Origin of the sequence: Kocuria sp. NBRC 114282 (assembly GCF_030268385.1) — a bacterium.
Classification (GTDB): Bacteria; Actinomycetota; Actinomycetes; order Actinomycetales; family Micrococcaceae; genus Kocuria; species Kocuria palustris.
The window spans coordinates 313,342-329,890 of record NZ_BSQO01000003.1 but is presented as its reverse complement, the minus strand read 5'-3'; the positions used below and the strand labels follow the sequence as shown (position 1 = coordinate 329,890).

Here is a 16,549-nt window from a genome sequence, read left to right as displayed (position 1 = left end):
GCGCAGACGAGGAAGCGACCGCCACGACATGACGAGACTGTTCAGCGGCTATCCGGACGATCTGTCTGGCCAGACGGCCTATGACGAGATGTTCTCCGACCCCGGGGCCGTGCGCGCTCCGTACGACCGGGTGCACGAGGTCCTCGACGGCCTCGACCTGTCCTCCGTGACCGGACGCGACGAGCTCATGGCCCGGTCCTTCCTGGATCGCGGCGTGACGTTCGACTACGCCGGGGAGGAGCGGCCCTTCCCGCTGGACATCGTTCCGCGGATCATCCCGCAGGAGGAATGGGAGGTCGTGGAGCGCGGCGTGAAGCAGCGTGTGAAGGCCCTCGAGCATTTCCTGGACGACGTCTACGGCGAGCAGCGGGTGATCTCGGACGGCATCGTGCCGCGGTCGCTGATCACGTCGTCCTCGCACTTCCACCGCTGCGTGTGGGGCTTCAAGCCCGTGGGCGGGGTGCGCATCCATGTGGCCGGCATCGATCTGGTGCGCGACGACGCCGGAACCTTCCGCGTGCTCGAGGACAACGTGCGCGTGCCCTCGGGCGTCTCCTACGTGATCGAGAACCGCCGCGCCATGATGAAGGGCCTTCCGGAGGCCTTCGTCTCCACCCCGATCCTCGGCGTGGACTCGTATCCGCGACAGCTTCTGCACGCGCTGCGGAGCACGGCCCCGGAGCCCGGCGACGACGCCGTCGTGGTCGTGCTGACGCCCGGCGTGTTCAACTCCGCGTACTTCGAGCACACCCTGCTGGCCGGACTGATGGGTGTGGAGCTCGTGGAGGGCCGCGACCTGGTGGTGCGCGGGGACCGCGTCTTCATGCGCACCACGGAGGGCGAGCAGCGCGTGGACGTGATCTACAAGCGCATCGACGACGACTTCACCGACCCGCTGCAGCTGCGCCCGGATTCCGTGCTGGGCTGCCCGGGCCTGGTGAACGCAGCGCGCCAGGGCAATGTCACCATCGCCAACGCGATCGGCAACGGCGTGGCCGACGACAAGCTCGTCTACTCCTACGTCCCCGACCTCATCCGGTACTACCTGGACGAGGAGCCGATCCTGCCCAACGTGGACACCTACCGGCTCGAGGAGGACGAGGCCCGCGCCTACGTGCTGGAGCACCTGGCGGAGCTCGTGGTCAAGCCCGTCGACGGCTCGGGCGGCAAGGGGATCGTGATCGGCCCGCTGGCCAGCGAGCAGGAGATCGATGAGGTGCGCGCCAAGATCCTTGAGGACCCGCGCGGCTGGATCGCCCAGCCCGTGCTGCAGCTGTCCACCGTCCCCACCTTCGACGGCGAGAGCTTCTCGCCGCGCCACGTCGACCTGCGCCCGTTCTGCGTGAACTCCGGCGACGACATGTACGTCCTCCCCGGCGGACTCACGCGCGTGGCCATGCAGAAGGGCTCGCTGATCGTGAACTCCTCGCAGGGCGGCGGTTCCAAGGACACCTGGGTCGTCGGGCAGCACCGCCTGGAGCCGGCCGCCGACCCGGAGACCACCGAGACCATCGCCGACATGGAGGCCACCGCACCGGCCCACGGCGGGGACTTCGACGAATCCGCGCTGCGCCGCCAGCAGGAGCAGCAGCAGCAGGCGGCCGTCGTCGACGACGCTGCAGCTGTCCGCCGCACCACGGGAGAGGGGAAGCGCTGATGCTCAGCCGCATCGCAGAATCGCTGTTCTGGATCGGGCGCTACATGGAGCGCGCCGACGGCGTGGCCCGGATCCTCGAGGTCCACCTGGAGCGGATCACGCAGCTGCCGGAGCACGAACAGGGCGTGGAGGCCCGTCGGATCATGGCCATCATGGGCGTGGAGCCCCAGGCCGATGCCGGCGTGCAGGACATGATCTTCGAGCTCGCCTGGAACCCGGAGACCACCACGTCCATCGCAGGCTCCGTGGGAGCGGCGCGCGAGAACGCCCGCCGGGCTCGCGAGATCGTCTCCTCCTCCATGTGGCAGACCCTCAACGCCACCAACTACGGGCTGGCCGATCACCGCAAGGACACCGTGGGCACCTTCCGCATGTGCCAGTGGGCCTCCGAGCGGATCTCCATGACCCGCGGGCTGGCGGACATGACCATGGCCCACGACCAGTCCTGGCAGTTCCTGACCCTGGGCGTCACGCTCGAGCGCGCGGACATGACCGCCCGGCTGCTGTGGACCCGCGCCTCCTCCCGGGGCGGCTCCGGGGAGGCCACCTGGGCCGAGATCCTCGAGTGCGCCGGGGCCTACGAGGCCTTCCTGCGCTCGCGCGGCGGCTCCTTCAACGACGAGTCCGCGACCTGCTTCCTGGTCCTCGACCGCCTCTTCCCCCGCACGATCATCTACTCGCTGCGCCGGGCGGAGAAGGTGCTCTCGGACCTCGATCCCGGCGGAGGGCGCCTGGGCGTGTCCAGCGAGGCCCGGCGCATCATCGGCAAGGCGCTCATGGAGCTCGAGTACGACAGCGCCGATGACATCGTGAAGCACCTGCCTCGGCAGCTCAACGACGTCCAGTCCGCCATCAGCCGCGCCTCGAAGGCCGTGAGCGAGAAGTACTTCATCCACGCCCAGGAGGCGTCCTGGTTCGGAGGTGTCCTGTGAGCAGGCTCAAGATCGATCACATCACCCGCTACACCTACGAGGGCACGGTCTCGCGCTCGCACAACGAGGCGCGCATGACCCCGGTCAGCGACGACGAGCAGCACGTCATCACGGCCGAGCTGGCCGTGAAGCCGTCGTCGGCCTCGATCCACAACTACGTCGACTATTTCGGCACCCGCGTGGCCGATTTCGACGTCCCCCACCGCCACACCGTGCTCGAGGTGCGCTCCTCGGCCACTGTGGACGTGGACCGCTCCGCGGCTGGGGAGACCGACGTCGAGAGGGTGGGCTGGAAGCAGCTGCGGGACCCGCACCTGCTCGACACCCAGGCGGAGTACATCGCGCCCACGTCCCTGACCGCGGCCGGCGAAGAGCTCAAGGCCGTGGCCGAGCAGGTGCGCGAGACCGCCGAGACGCCCGATGCCGCAGTCCGGGAGATCCTGCGCCGGATCGCGGAACGGGTCGCCTACGAATCCGGCGTCACCGGCGTGCACACCGACGCCGACGCCGTGTGGAGCGACGCCAAGGGCGTGTGCCAGGACCTCTCCCACGTGGCCATCGCGCTGCTGCGGGAGCTCGGGATCCCGGCACGCTACGTCTCCGGATACATCCACCCGGACGAGGACGCCGGGATCGGGCAGACCGTGGCGGGGGAGTCCCACGCCTGGCTCGAGTGGTGGGACGGCGACTGGCGCGCCTATGACCCCACCAACCACAAGGCGCTCGACGACAGCCACGTCAAGGTCGGCCACGGCCGCGACTACCGCGACGTCCCCCCGCTGAAGGGCATGCTCACCGGCGGGTCGTCCACCGAGTCCCTCGACGTCACGGTCGAGATCACCCGGCTCAGCTGAGCCGCGGCGGGCCTGGTCCCCGACCGGTCCTCTGCGACCCGGCACGACGACGGCGCCGGCCCCCTCTGCCGCGAGGGGGCCGGCGCCGTGGTGTTCAGCGGTCTCAGAACGTGAAGTTCTTGGGGATCACCGTGATCCCGGAGTCCGTGACGGTGAGGCCGCGCTCGCGGTCCTCCTGCAGGTTCACGCCCACGCGCACGCCCTGAGGGATCACGACGTTCTTGTCCACGATGCAGCGCTCCACGACGGCGTCGTCCTCGACCTTGACGTTGTGCATCAGCACCGACTCGGCCACGCGGGCGTGATTGCTCACCTGCACGCGCGGCGAGAGGATCGACTCCTGCACCCGTCCGCCGGCCACGATCACGCCGGGGGAGAGGATCGAGTCCGTGGCCACGCCGCCCTCGTGGTACGGCCCGCGCACCAGCTTGGCCGGCGGGGCGACGACCTGGTGGGTGAAGATCCGCCACTGCTCGTTGTAGAGGTTGAAGATCGGCATGGGCCGCAGCAGGTCCATGTGGGCGTCGTAGTAGGAGTCCAGAGTGCCGACATCGCGCCAGTACTGGCGGTCGCGATCGGTCGAGCCGGGGACGTCGTTGTACGTGAAGTCGTAGACCGCCGCCTCTCCTCGATCGGCGAAGTACGGCATGATGTCGCCGCCCATGTCGTGCTTGGAGTCCTCGCGCTGGTCGTCCTCGCGAAGGGCCTCCACCAGGGCATCGGTGCTGAAGATGTAGTTGCCCATGGAGGCCAGGAACTGACCCGGATCATCGGCCAGCGGCTGCGTGGTCTCGGGCTTCTCCACGAACTGGGTGATGCGGGAGGAGTCCTGCGGATCCGTCTCGATCACGCCGAAGGACTGCACGAGCGACATCGGCTGGCGGACGCCTGCCACCGTGGCCTTGACGCCCTTCTCGATGTGGAAGTCCAGCATCTGGGAGAAGTCCATGCGGTAGACGTGATCCGCGCCCACGACCACCACGTAGTCAGGGCGGGCGTCGTCGATCAGGTTCATGGACTGGAAGATCGCGTTGGCCGATCCCAGGAACCAGTCCTTGCCGGAGCGCTGCTGGGCCGGGACCGAGGCGATGTAGTTGCCCAGCAGGGTCGACAGGCGCCAGGTCTCCGAGAGGTGGCGGTCCATGGAGTGCGACTTGTACTGGGTCAGCACGACCACCTGCAGGTAGCCCGAGTTCACCAGATTGGAGAGAGCGAAGTCGATCAGCCGGTACGACCCGCCGAACGGGACCGCGGGCTTGGCCCGGTCCTCCGTCAGCGGCATCAGGCGCTTGCCCTCGCCGCCAGCCAGAACGATGGCAAGGACATTCGGTCGCACCATGATGGAACCTCTCGCGTGGAAGACGTCGTCGTCCCGGGGGCCCCGCCCCCAGAGGAGGCGCAGATCACGTCCGCGCACCCGGACTTACTCAACCCTGAATCGGTGCCGATGGGAAGCCGCCTTGCCGCAATTTGCTCTTGCATTTGCGCGTTCGTCGCTCTGCGGTCACGCGACGGCGCTCGTGCCGGCGCACGGAGCCCTCCGTGCGGGCACGACGTGGGCGAATCCGCTGCGCGTGTATGGGCAGCCCGAGCGGGGGACTGTAGTGTCGATCACGTGCGCATCGACATCATCTCCAAAGAGTTCCCGCCCGCCATCTACGGAGGCGCAGGCGTCCACGTGGCCGAGCTGTCCCGGGTCCTGGCCCCGCTGGTGGACCTGAACGTCCGCTGCTTCGGCGAGCCCCGCGAGCCGGACTTCCACGGCGCGACCGTGAAGGCCTACCCCGTGCCCGCCGACCTCAAGGGCGCCAACCCCGCCCTCGAGACGCTGGGCACCGATCTGACCATGGTCGACGACATCGCCGGCGCCGACCTGGTCCACTCCCACACCTGGTACGCCAACTTCGCCGGGCACCTGGCCGGGCTCATGCACGGCATCCCGCACGTGGTCTCCGCCCACTCGCTCGAGCCGCTGCGCCCGTGGAAGGCCGAGCAGCTGGCCGGCGGGTACGCGCTGTCGTCGTTCGTGGAGAAGACCGCGTACATGGGCGCCTCCGCGATCATCGCCGTGTCGGACGGCATGCGCCGCGACATCCTGCGCTCCTACCCGGAGGTCGACCCCGAGAAGGTGCACACCGTCCACAACGGGATCGACGTCGAGCAGTGGGACCGCGACGAGTCCACCGATGTCCTGGAGACCTACGGGATCGACCCGTCCCGGCCGTCCGTGGCGTTCGTGGGGCGCGTGACCCGGCAGAAGGGCGTGCCCTTCCTGCTGCGGGCCATGAAGCAGCTCGATCCGTCCGTCCAGCTCGTGCTGTGCGCCGGCGCCGCCGACACCCCCGAGCTCGGTGCCGAGGTCAACCAGCTGATCGACGAGCTCAAGTCCACCCGCGACGGCGTGGTCCTGATCGAGAAGATGCTCCCGCGCCGGGAGGTCATCCAGATCCTCTCCCACGCCACCGCCTTCGCCTGCCCGTCGATCTACGAGCCGCTGGGCATCGTGAACCTCGAGGCCATGGCCTGCGGCTCCGCCGTGGTGGCCACCGCCACCGGCGGCATCCCCGAGGTGGTCGTGGACGGCGAGACCGGCCGCCTGGTCGAGATCGAGCAGGTCGACGACGGCTCCGGCACCCCGCTGGATCCCGAGAAGTTCGTCTCGGACTTCGCCGCCGCGCTGACCGATGTCCTCTCCGACCCGGAGCGCGCCCGGGAGATGGGCCGCGCCGGGCGCAAGCGCGCCGAGGAGCACTTCGCCTGGGAGGCCATCGCCGAGCGCACCCTGGAGGTCTACCGGGCCGCGATCGAGCGGCACTGATCGGTTCCGACTCGCGGGCTGCCGACATCCCTACGGGGAGTCGGCGGCCCGCTCGCGTCCTTGGTGAGTCCCAGGCTGTGCTAAAGTAGTCCGCGTTGCTCAGCGACCGACCGGTTTCCGGCAGGATCGTGAGTCACCCGCGCGGGTGGCGGAATAGGCAGACGCGCTAGCTTGAGGTGCTAGTCCTCGTATTAGAGGGTGGGGGTTCAAGTCCCCCTCCGCGCACAGTGTGATGTCTCAGTACATCGGAAACACCCCGAACCCCCGGTTCGGGGTGTTTTTCGTTGTGCACGGCCCCTTCCTTCCAGTCCAGGCTTCGGTACGAATCCGACCGCTACCCGTCAGACGGTGGGTGCCTGGCGATGTCGCTCGGGTGCCGTCACGTCCCGTGGGTCCGGGTGTGGGGTCGCTCTGGTTTCCCAGGCTGACCGGGGCGGCTCCGACGTCCCGGCGGCAAGGCGCCTCGACGGTGCCGAGCGGCGTGCCGGTTGCAGGTGAGGCTTCTCCCGCCTCTGGCGGGCTGCCTGAAGGTCCCGAGGCGGCGGCGGGTCATGTCTCATCGTGGGTCCGCTGGTGTTGATGAGGTTTTGAGACATGTGGTGACGAGGTAGTGAGACTCAACACCCCTCCGCGCACAGTGCGATGTCCCCAGGGCATCGGAGGCACCCCGGACCATCTGGTCCGGGGTGCCTTTCGTCGTTTTCGACCCGCCTCTGCTATCACAGGCTTCGAGGCTGTGCGCAGGAATGCGCGTATAGCCCGACGTCTCCAGTCGGGCCAGGGCAGTGAGCTTCTGCTTCAGCGAGCAAGGCCCGCTGCCTGAACGGAACCACCAAGGGCAGGGGCGCGCCGAGGGGACACGACCCACGAAGTCGCGGGTCTGATGCGCGTCGAATGAGACCCGTTGATGCCGATAGCCGGCCATGACGCGCTCGAGGGCAGGCCTCGTGCGGGCCATCAACGAGCGGTCACCGGTGCAGGGGCCGGCCCGGCTGACGCCTGCCTCGGTGACCACTCGCGAGCCCCTGTGACCGGAGAGGTGCACGGTGGCCCGGATTCTGCGCCCGGAGGCTGGAACCACCGCCCAGTCCCCTCCAGGTCCGCTTAGGCTTCAGAGACCTGCTGTCGCTGTAGGCGCACTTCCGGCATATGACCCACGAGTGGTCGGCGCCTGGGAGGAATGTTCGGCCCGCCGTCATCGGCGAGTTCGGGCCGACTCTGTTCCGCTGGTCTTGGCCTCGACGTCGAGCGCTCGGTCGCCGAAGTTGAGAACGACGCGAATCAGGGAGTCAGAGCACAGGTGAGACGACCACCTCTTGGCGATCTTCGATGCGCACCTTCCATGCACCCCCTCCGCGGCACAATGTGGCTGTGACGGTGCCCGAGGTCGTGACATACGAGTCGACGATACCGAGGGGTGTCCCTGCATTCGGTGCGATCAGGACCGTCAGCCCACGATCAGGGTTCTGCCTCTCCGCAGTGAGCAGAGTCCCCGGCTTGAGGGTCTTCCACCGTGTGCCGACCCAACCGCGCAGATCACCGTCTTGAGCCTCGTGTCGCGAGAGGCGAGGGGTCCCGCCGAGCCAGGTCAAGGACATCGAACGATCCTTGTCCTGCAGAGTGAACCCTCGATCGTGACGTCGGCAACGCAGACCGAGGTCGGCCTGCCAGTGCTGTCGGAGCAGCGATCCTGTGTCGCCGTCTGCAGTGTCACGGATGATCCAGCAGTCCGGACCGGCAAGGTAGATCACGCGGCGACGCAGCTGGACGCCCGGATACCCGGGGTCGAGCACTGCGAAGTCATGGACAGTCTCCGTGATCTCCGCACGCTCGATGGCGACTGTTGAGCGGGGCGAATACTCCCGTTCAGGAAGAAGAGCCAGGTTGTGGGCCTGTCGGGAATGCAGATGCTGACGGGTGCGGTCCGCACTCTGATAGCTGTGGAATCCGCTGTCTACCAACCACGGTCTGCCTGCAGCGTAGATATGGACGCTTCCCAGGTCCGCGTGAGCATGGGCTCGAACGAAGGGTCCGTGACGGAGAATCATATGCGACTCGTTGTGAATCTTTCGCTGCTCCCCCCAACCGCTGCGAGAGATCGCGTAACCGCCGTCGAGTACCAAGGCAGTGGCCTTGGGACGAGTGCCGCGGACGCCTTTGGTTGCGGCGAAGTCCGCCACCGGATCGAGTCCCCTGGAGACCGGGCCACGGGAAGAATCGCCAATCTGTGGCAACCTCCCGTCGGGCTGAGCCAGATGGGCGAGGACTGTTCCTGCGCCAGCCAGCCGGTGTGCTGCGAAATCAGGAATGGCCCTGCCCTCGAGGGCGACCCTTCGCCACGCTTGAGACCACCAGCGAAGGTTCATCTGGTGATAAGCAGTGGAGCCTTCGTCGTTGCAACCTTGGGCGTCGAATGTGGTCGCGAACTGGTCTGCCATCCGGGTGACAGCCGTGTCCATGGCCTCGTCATCGCGCATCACTGCCCCCAGGACGAAGAGTCCTGTGTGTTGGTGAAGGCCGTGGTTCTTGCCCACGATGTGCTCTGGATCCATGAGCCACTCTCGGTGCGCCTTCAGCAGATCTATGAACCACTCGTCGTCATCAGCGAGAAGAGCTGCGCCCAGGGATAGCTGCAGTGCTCGATTCCCATCGGCCATGTCCTTCCACGCGAATGCACTGGCTGCCGATGACGGGGGCACATTCGCATGGAACCAGGAGCGCGCCACGGCTCGCCATTCATCACGGGCGCGTGCGTCGCCGTCCAGGGCCGACCACCGGAGGGGATTGAGCCAGCGCAACGTGTGGTGCTGGAACTGCCAATTGCGATCCTGAAAAGGATCGGCGGTCCAGTCCATTCGATCGCCTTCCCAAGAGGGGTGGGGAGGCAGGACCAGTCTGCCCGCCCAGTGCGACGACAGGTCATCGGAAAGCGCTGCGGGCCGATCGTACGACGGCCCCAGTGCTTGCCGAGTCGCAGCGTCGACATCAAGGTCAGCGACGCTGACTGCGGGGATCTGCTGCACTTGTCGTCCTTCCGAGGGGGTGAGGGGAGGGAGAATCGAACCTCATCTTAGCTGGCGCAGGGTCGGTCACGGCGTCAATTGGGAAATATCATGCCCTTGTCGGGTCACCATCCAGAACCGGCGTCTGTGATGTATACACTCGTGCAGACTGTTGCCCCCCCCACCCCCGAACGCGCAGATTCACGGAGGACCCCATGGCGAAGCGTCCAACTCCCCATCAGATCACCACTTATGTGAGGTCTGGCCCAGGCGGGTCAGCGGCAGCCGTTTCCGCAGAAGACGTCCTGTGGCTGGCGAAGGAGCGATCGGATCTTTACGACAGCGCCCTCAAGAAGCTTGGACACACCATGGCAGAGCAGGCGTTCAAGCACTCCGTGGACGACGTATTTCAGAAGTACAGAGATTTCACAGGTCCTTGGATCGATCGCATAAATCACCCTGCGTCGCGATTGTTGAAGGCTCGGCTCAATGCTTACGAGTCTGCATGGAATGCCGGAATGGGTGACCTGCGGGTTGATTCATCCCCCGATGATGCCCGCGCCGTGTCAGAGCGGATCGCCCGTCTCTACGAGGGCTCTGGCAACCTGACCGAAGTGCAGACTCTTGCACTTCGCGGTCAGGTGGAGTCGCTGTGGTCGCGTGATGTTGCCGGTCAGACCTTCGAGGAGGTGCGGGGGCACCCCAAGAACGCATCATTGGCCAAATCGTGGGATCGGGGCGCGCTGAGCTACTTCAATTCCAACCAAGTCTTCGAGCGGTCGCGGTCGGCCGAAAATATTGTCGGCACCGTTCCAGAGGTGGCTACCTCAAAATCAGCTTTCGTCATATCGGTGGACCCGGTATTCTTCCGAATCTATGCCCCGATGTTTCTGTTCAATGCGCAGCAGATTCCTGAAGTGGACCTGGTCCTCTTGGTCTGTGCGGGGGCTGATGAGGCAGGAGAGCTGATCGAGGAGTCAAGACAGTATCTGGAAGCGCTGTCCCGAATGAACAAGCAGAAGGTGCCGCGAAATGTTCACTTCCATGCGTTTCCCGTACCGGATTGGGTTGGAGATCGGACGACATTCTATGCGTGTGCTCGGTTTCTCGCATTGCCCCAGATCCTGGAGCAGTATGAATATGTATATTCCATTGATGCGGATCTGATCATGCGCTACGACCCGACGGCCTTCTTCAGGAAGACTGCAAAGGTTGTACTGTCGTTCCCCCATATCGCTGGATCGCTGGGAATGGTCCCATGGCGTCGATACATGGCCGGGAATCTGGTGGCGACTCAGAAGCTGCTCGGGGCCTCGTTCATCGGGGATCTGGAGTCCTATATCACTGCTGGTCTTGATCAGCCGCGAGCATGGACACTGGACCAGAACGCGCTGGCGTATGCCGTTGAACGATGTGATCCGGGAGTCTACGAGCCGCTCGAGAATTACAGCAGGCCCCTCATCACATCGACCTTCATGAACCGCTGGGAGAGGAATTACGTGCGGGCGACACGCTGAACTGGGCATCTCGATGCGTGTGATCACACCGGAAGCGGCTGGGGCAGCGCCTCGGCCGCCCGGAGCTTTGCTGGTTCCGCGATAGCCTGCTGGGCGGCCGTCGAGCAGCTCGGCGCGCACCACCCCACCCCCACACGAGAGGAATGATCTGTCCTCAGGAAGATCCTGATCATCGGACTCGCGTACTTCGGAGTCACCGTCGGAGCAGGATTCGGATCTGGGCAGGAGATGCTCCAGTTCTATGTCTCCTATGGCTGGTGGGGCGTGGCCGGTGCCGCCGTGAACCTGATCATCATGCCGCTGACGACCATGGCGATCCTGCAGTACGGCAGCTACTTCCGGGCCCAGACGCACGGCAAGGTCTTCGACTCGATCACCACGTCGCTGGTCTCGAGGTTCATGGACTACGGACTGTCCGCAGCCCAGTTCTGCATCGGCTTCGTGATGCTCGCCGGCGCCGGATCGAACCTGAACCAGCAGTTCGGCCTGCCGCTGTGGGTGGGCTCGGCCCTGATGGTCCTCATGGTGATCATCGCCGGCATGTTCAACGCGGACCGCGTCGGCAGCATCATCGGCATGATCACCCCGGCGATGATCGTCGTGATCCTGTGCGCCGCCATCTACTCGATCTCCACCTTCTCGGGGACCCTCGGCGGCGTGCACGAGTTCGCCCTCGAGAACGTGACCTCGACCCTGCCCAACTGGTTCCTGGCCACCGTGAACTACACCGGTCTGTCCATGTTCAGCGGCATCGCTATGGCGATCATCATCGGCGGCCAGAACTGGAGCCCGCAGGCCGCAGGCTGGGGCGGGTTCCTGGGCGGCGCCATCTTCGGGGCCCTGCTGATCCTGATGACGATCGGGCTCCTGCTCAGCGTCGAGGACATCTACAGCTCGGATCTGCCGACCCTCGCGCTGGTCAACGAGATGAACCCCGTGCTGGGGCTGATCGCCTCGATCGCCACGTACCTCATGATCTTCAGCACGTCCCTGGGCGTCTTCTACTCGCTGGGCAAGCGCCTGGCCGCACCCAAGCCGCAGTACTACCGGTTCATCTTCATCGCCGTGACGCTCGTGGGCTTCGTCCTGAGCTTCATGCCCTTCACCTCGCTGGTGAACAACGTGTTCCCGTGGCTGGGCTGGCTCGGCATCATCTTCATCCTGGTCCTCGTGGGCTCCTGGATCCTCAGCGGCCGCACGGACATCTCCGAGAAGAGCCTGCGCCGCGACCGCGTCCGCGCCCTGTTGCTCTACAAACTGGATCCGCAGCGCCGCTGGACGCCCCGCCACGCGAACGCCCTCATCCAGGCGGTCGACGAGTCGAACCTGCGCGCCAGGCACCTGGGCGACTTCATGCACGAGGACGTCTACCGGGAGGCCCTCGACACCTCCGAGATCGACATGTCTTCGATGGGCGAGGGGGAGCTCGGCGAGTACCTGAGCGACCTCCAGCGCACCACGCACGAGCAGCAGATGAAGCAGAAGAAGCAGATGAAGGCGGAGAGGAAGGAAGTGAAGCGCGAGGAGAAGGTCGTGAAGAGGGAGGAGCGGCGCAGCAGGAAGAGCACCAAGGGCTCGTCCACCGAGTGACCTCCTGAGACGACGAGGCCGCCGTCCCGAATCGGGGACGGCGGCCTCGCTGCTGTGCTGGTCCGGTCGGTGCCGCTCCAGTGCAGCGCGACGCTGTCGAGGCTTGCACCCCGCTGTCGATGAAGTCGCATAAGATCGGGCCTTACGTGCCCGGCTGACTGCGTCCTTGGCCCAGGAGGGTCCTGCTGTCTTCCACGCCGGGGCAGCACTGGTCCTGGGGAGCGTCGGAACCTCCACGGGGCATTGTTCGGGAGGACGGAAATGGCGAGATTCAGTCGCCGCGGTCATTGGAGACGCGGGCGGAACGGGAACTACCACTGGGTCAGCTCCCACAACGTGCGTCGCGACGACTTCTCCCGGATGGGTTCCGGCGACTACAGGCATCTGCTCGGGGCCGCTCATCTGAAGACAGCTCCGACACACAGCCCGAAGCCGCGACAGAAGCTGAAGGCGACTGGCGATATCCAGTGGTCGAGGATCTCATCCACGCCGAACGCCGAATGCCCTGTCTGCGGGGCCGATGTCTGGTTCATCCGCAACAAGAACGGCGGCTGCGCCTACTTCGACGAGCTCGGCAAGCCCTGGCCGCTGCACCCGTGCATGTCCAGCGACAGGAGTAGTGCGGACCGGATGGTCGAAGCGGAGGTCAATGGCTACGACTGGGCCGACGGCCGCCCGGTGCGACGAAGCCAACAGTCAGCGGCGACCCGTCCAGCGCTGCCGACGAACAGCCAGACGATGGCCTCTTCGACGTCGCCCTCGTCCGGAGGGCCGAACCATTCGGCAGCTGCCGGTAACAGACCTGACTCAGACTCCATGGACAACGTCTCCTTCGCATTGCTTGCACTGATCGCGCTTGCGATCTCCATTCCTGTCTCGTTCTGGGCATTCGACTATTTCGCCTTCCTCCCGGTCTGGCTCCCGGTCTGGTTCATCGCAGTCCCCACGGTCGTGTCTGCAGTCGTGCTGGTGCGCTTCCTGGTGGTCAACAACATGGCGACGACCGATGCTTGGCCTGATGAGACGAGGACAGGGCTGGCGGGAGCGATCGCTGCGATCATCTCGTCGCTGTTTCTCTTGGCTGCGGCGATCGTCTTCAACGTGATCACTCTGGGTTTCGGACTGCCGGTCATGACTATCGCCACCTGGGGGAGACCCCGGATGAAATCGGAGACTGCCGCCGATTAGGGCTGAGTCGACATCCGCGGGAAATCAACGAGAGCTGTCTCCTGTCCGGCATCGACCTTCGATGCCGGACAGGAGACAGCTCTCGTGGTGGGGAAGTCCCGCTCAGTGCAGGTTGATGAAGATCGTCTTCGTCTCCGTGTACTGGGCGAAGGCCTCCAGGCCGTTGTCGCGGCCGCCGAAGCCGGACTGCTTGTAGCCGCCGAACGGCGTGGTGATGTCGCCCTCGGAGTAGCTGTTGACGGAGATGGCGCCGGCGCGCACGGAGCGGGCCAGGCGCAGGGCGTCGTCGATGTCCGAGACGGCGTCGTCGACGTAGCCGGAGACGCGAGTGAGAGCGGATTCCTCGATCAGCGAGCCCATGGTCGTGCCGGGATCCTGCGGGTCGTCGACCACGTGGGCTTCGGCTGCGGCGGCGAGATGCCCGGCGAGCTCGTCGGCGATCGAGGCGTCGACCAGGATGCGCGAGCCGGCAGAGCAGCGCTACCTCATGACCACCACCACAGGCGGGGCGGCCGACGTGCTGAACTGGCTCGAGGAGTGGTCCCAGACGGAGTGGCCTGAGCTCGACGTCGTCTTCACCTCGGTGACCGAGCAGTACACGACGGTCGCCGTCGTGGGCCCCAGGTCGAGGGAGGTCATCGCGCGGATGGCCCCGGAGCTGGACGTCTCCCAGGAGGCCTTCGGCTTCATGGAGTTCCGCGAGACCACCCTGGCCTCGGGGATCCCCGCGCGGGTGTGCCGGATCTCCTTCTCCGGCGAGCTGGCCTACGAGATCAACGTCTCGACCTGGTACGGCCACAGGGTCTGGGAGGACGTCGCGGCAGCGGGGGCCGACTTCGGCATCACGCCCTACGGCACCGAGACCATGCACGTGCTGCGAGCCGAGAAGGCCTACCCGATCGTCGGGCAGGACACCGACGGCACCGTGACCCCGCAGGACCTGGGGATGTCGTGGGTCGTCTCGACCAAGAAGGACTTCATCGGCAACCGCTCCTACGCCCGCGAGGACACCTCCCGTGAGGACCGCAAGCATCTGATCGCCGTCCTGCCCATCGATCACGACGAGCCGATCCCGGAGGGTGCACAGCTCGTGGAGACCGGCACGCCGATCACACCGCAGGACGGGCCCGTGCCCATGGTCGGGCATGTCACCTCGGCCTACCGCGGCGCCGCCCTGGGCCGGACGTTCGGTCTGGCCCTGGTGCTGGGCGGCCGCCAGCGGATCGGCGACACGCTCCAGGCGCCGCTGGTCGATCGGACCGTCGACGTCGTGATCGCCGAACCCGTCCTCTACGACCCCGAAGGGAACCGCCGAGATGGCTGAGACCACCGCACCAGAGATCGCCGCACTGCGGCGCAGCCCGCTGCATGATGTGCGCGAGGAGATGGCCCAGGCCGAGGTGACCGGCGACCGCGGCGTCAGCATCCGGGAGATCCCCTTCCTCACGCTGATCGCACTGCGCGTGGCCCCCGGCACGACGGAGGCGGCGGCGATCGAGTCGCAGCTCGGCGTCGCGCTGCCGTCGGGCGTCGGGCAGGTGACCGGCTCGCCGGAGGCCACTGCCGTCCTGTGGAACGGACCTGACGAGTTCACGGTCGTCCAGCCCGATGCCATGGCCTCCGGGGGCGTTCTGCCGGAGGAGCTGACGGCCAAGCTGGCGGGGATCCTCGAGGAGCACGAGGCCCGCCGCCAGGCTGTCGACGTCTCGGCCAACCGCACGACGATCGAGGTCTCCGGGCCTTCGGCCCGTGCCGTGCTGGAGAAGGGCTGCCGCATGGACCTGCACCCTCGGGCCTTCCCGGTGGGTCACGCGGTGTCGACCAACTACGGGGTCGTGCAGGTGCTGCTCTGGCGCACGGGCGAGCAGACCTGGCGGATCATGCCGCGGGCGTCGTTCGCCGAGCACACGGCGCGCTGGTTCATGGACGGGATGACCGAGTTCGGATCGCAGGAGGTGGCCTGATGGACCCGCGCACCACCACGGCCGCAGTTCCCGTCGGCCCGAGCGACGACCACCTGGTGCTCAGCCTGTCCTGCCCGGAGGCCGCGGGCATCGTCCACGCGGTGAGCGAGGTGCTCTACGAGAACGACTGCACGATCATCGAGCTCGACCAGTTCGACGACCAGCGCACCCGCCGCTTCTTCATGCGGGTGCGCGTGGCCCCCACCGGCGAGGCCCCGCTGGATCCCGCGGTGCTCGAGCAGCGCCTGGCCCCGGTGGCCGAGCGGTTCGAGATGAGCTGGGAGCTGGTCCGCCACGGTGCCAAGCGCCGGGTGCTGGTCATGGTCTCCAAATTCGGGCACTACCTCAACGACCTGCTCTACCGCGAACGCACCGGCGAGCTGCCCGTGGAGATCGTGGCGGTCGTGTCCAATCCCCGCGATCACCAGTCGCTGGTGGAGTGGCACGGCATCCCGTTCTTCCACGTCCCCGTGACCCCCGAGACCAAGCCGGAGGCCGAGCAGAAGCTGCTCGACCTGGTGGATCGCTTCGAGGTCGATCTGGTGGTGCTGGCCCGCTACATGCAGGTGCTCAGCGACTCACTGGCCACCCGGATGGAGGGCCGGGTGATCAACATCCACCACTCGTTCCTGCCGTCGTTCAAGGGCGCCAAGCCCTATCACCAGGCCTTCGAGCGCGGCGTGAAGACCGTGGGAGCCACTGCGCACTACGTCAACGCCGAGCTCGACGAGGGCCCGATCATCGCCCAGCAGGTCCTGGCCGTGGATCACACCTTCGGCCCGGAGGACCTGGTGGCCGCCGGGCGCGACACCGAGCGCAAGGCGCTTTCGGATGCCGTGAAGTGGCACTGCCAGGGGCGGGTCTTCCTCAACGGGAACAAGACGGTCGTGCTGCTGTGAGGGATCGCCAGAGCTGATCATGAGAGGCGCTTGTATAACGATCGACCGCGATCGTTATACAAGCGACCGACCAGACGACGACGGCCGCCGTCTCGCTCGAGGCGAGGCGGCGGCCGTCGTGGTGGGGC

General features: G+C 66.4%; 12 protein-coding genes, 1 tRNA gene and 1 pseudogene. 11 read left to right on the top strand and 3 right to left on the bottom strand.

The window, feature by feature from the left end; genetic code table 11:
* The first annotated feature begins 28 nt into the window (after positions 1-28).
* The 3 genes from QSJ40_RS07630 to QSJ40_RS07620 are packed head-to-tail and all read left to right on the top strand — an operon-like array spanning position 29 to position 3,443.
* Entirely contained in the window at positions 29-1,657 is a 1,629-nt protein-coding gene (locus QSJ40_RS07630) for a circularly permuted type 2 ATP-grasp protein (protein WP_285729918.1), read from the top strand.
* Positions 1,657-2,589: an alpha-E domain-containing protein gene (locus tag QSJ40_RS07625; RefSeq protein ID WP_259871078.1), complete on the top strand. Its 933-nt coding sequence runs from the start codon at positions 1,657-1,659 to the stop codon at positions 2,587-2,589. Before QSJ40_RS07630 ends, QSJ40_RS07625 begins: the two co-directional genes overlap by 1 nt.
* Positions 2,586-3,443, top strand: a complete 858-nt coding sequence (locus QSJ40_RS07620) for a transglutaminase family protein (protein WP_285729914.1) — start codon at positions 2,586-2,588, stop codon at positions 3,441-3,443. Before QSJ40_RS07625 ends, QSJ40_RS07620 begins: the two co-directional genes overlap by 4 nt.
* Before the next feature lie 103 nt (positions 3,444-3,546).
* On the opposite strand, the gene glgC is transcribed toward QSJ40_RS07620, so the two are convergent.
* On the bottom strand, positions 3,547-4,782 hold the full coding sequence (gene glgC, locus QSJ40_RS07615; RefSeq protein ID WP_285729912.1) for a glucose-1-phosphate adenylyltransferase: 1,236 nt from the start codon (positions 4,780-4,782) through the stop codon (positions 3,547-3,549).
* A gap of 276 nt (positions 4,783-5,058) precedes the next feature.
* Here glgC and glgA point away from each other — a divergent pair, with 276 nt between their 5' ends.
* Positions 5,059-6,261 carry a glycogen synthase gene (gene glgA, locus QSJ40_RS07610; protein ID WP_285729910.1) on the top strand — a complete coding sequence of 401 codons (1,203 nt, stop codon included), beginning with the start codon at positions 5,059-5,061 and terminating at the stop codon, positions 6,259-6,261.
* Between the two features lie 139 nt (positions 6,262-6,400).
* Positions 6,401-6,486: transfer RNA gene (locus tag QSJ40_RS07605), tRNA-Leu, on the top strand.
* A gap of 1,064 nt (positions 6,487-7,550) precedes the next feature.
* Here QSJ40_RS07605 and QSJ40_RS07600 read toward each other — a convergent pair.
* Positions 7,551-9,284 carry a heparinase II/III domain-containing protein gene (locus QSJ40_RS07600; protein WP_285729908.1) on the bottom strand — a complete coding sequence of 578 codons (1,734 nt, stop codon included), beginning with the start codon at positions 9,282-9,284 and terminating at the stop codon, positions 7,551-7,553.
* Between the two features lie 194 nt (positions 9,285-9,478).
* Here QSJ40_RS07600 and QSJ40_RS07595 point away from each other — a divergent pair, with 194 nt between their 5' ends.
* The 3 genes from QSJ40_RS07595 (at position 9,479) to QSJ40_RS07585 (ending at position 13,558) form a co-directional block, all read left to right on the top strand.
* Positions 9,479-10,780 (top strand): glycosyltransferase family protein, encoded by a 1,302-nt coding sequence (locus QSJ40_RS07595; RefSeq protein WP_285729907.1) that lies wholly within the window; start codon positions 9,479-9,481, stop codon positions 10,778-10,780.
* 228 nt (positions 10,781-11,008) lie between these two features.
* A complete protein-coding gene (locus tag QSJ40_RS07590) occupies positions 11,009-12,370 on the top strand; it encodes a YkvI family membrane protein (protein ID WP_285729905.1) in 1,362 nt (453 codons plus the stop codon).
* Positions 12,371-12,706: 336 nt separating this feature from the next.
* Positions 12,707-13,558: a hypothetical protein gene (locus QSJ40_RS07585; RefSeq protein WP_285729903.1), complete on the top strand. Its 852-nt coding sequence runs from the start codon at positions 12,707-12,709 to the stop codon at positions 13,556-13,558.
* Between the two features lie 102 nt (positions 13,559-13,660).
* Here the strand turns inward: QSJ40_RS07585 and QSJ40_RS07580 are convergent, their stop codons facing one another.
* Positions 13,661-13,999: an aldehyde dehydrogenase family protein gene (locus QSJ40_RS07580; protein ID WP_235044779.1), complete on the bottom strand. Its 339-nt coding sequence runs from the start codon at positions 13,997-13,999 to the stop codon at positions 13,661-13,663.
* 31 nt (positions 14,000-14,030) lie between these two features.
* On the opposite strand from QSJ40_RS07580, the pseudogene QSJ40_RS07575 reads away from it, so the two are divergent.
* From QSJ40_RS07575 to purU, 3 genes and pseudogenes are all read left to right on the top strand, one after another.
* Positions 14,031-14,882, top strand: a pseudogene (locus QSJ40_RS07575) (aminomethyl transferase family protein); the annotation flags it as partial.
* Entirely contained in the window at positions 14,875-15,522 is a 648-nt protein-coding gene (locus QSJ40_RS07570; protein WP_285729901.1) for a sarcosine oxidase subunit gamma, read from the top strand. The pseudogene QSJ40_RS07575 and the gene QSJ40_RS07570, both read left to right, overlap by 8 nt.
* Positions 15,522-16,421, top strand: coding sequence for a formyltetrahydrofolate deformylase (gene purU, locus QSJ40_RS07565; protein WP_285729899.1), 900 nt, complete (start codon positions 15,522-15,524; stop codon positions 16,419-16,421). The genes QSJ40_RS07570 and purU overlap by 1 nt, the downstream gene beginning before the upstream one ends.
* Positions 16,422-16,549 lie beyond the last annotated feature (128 nt).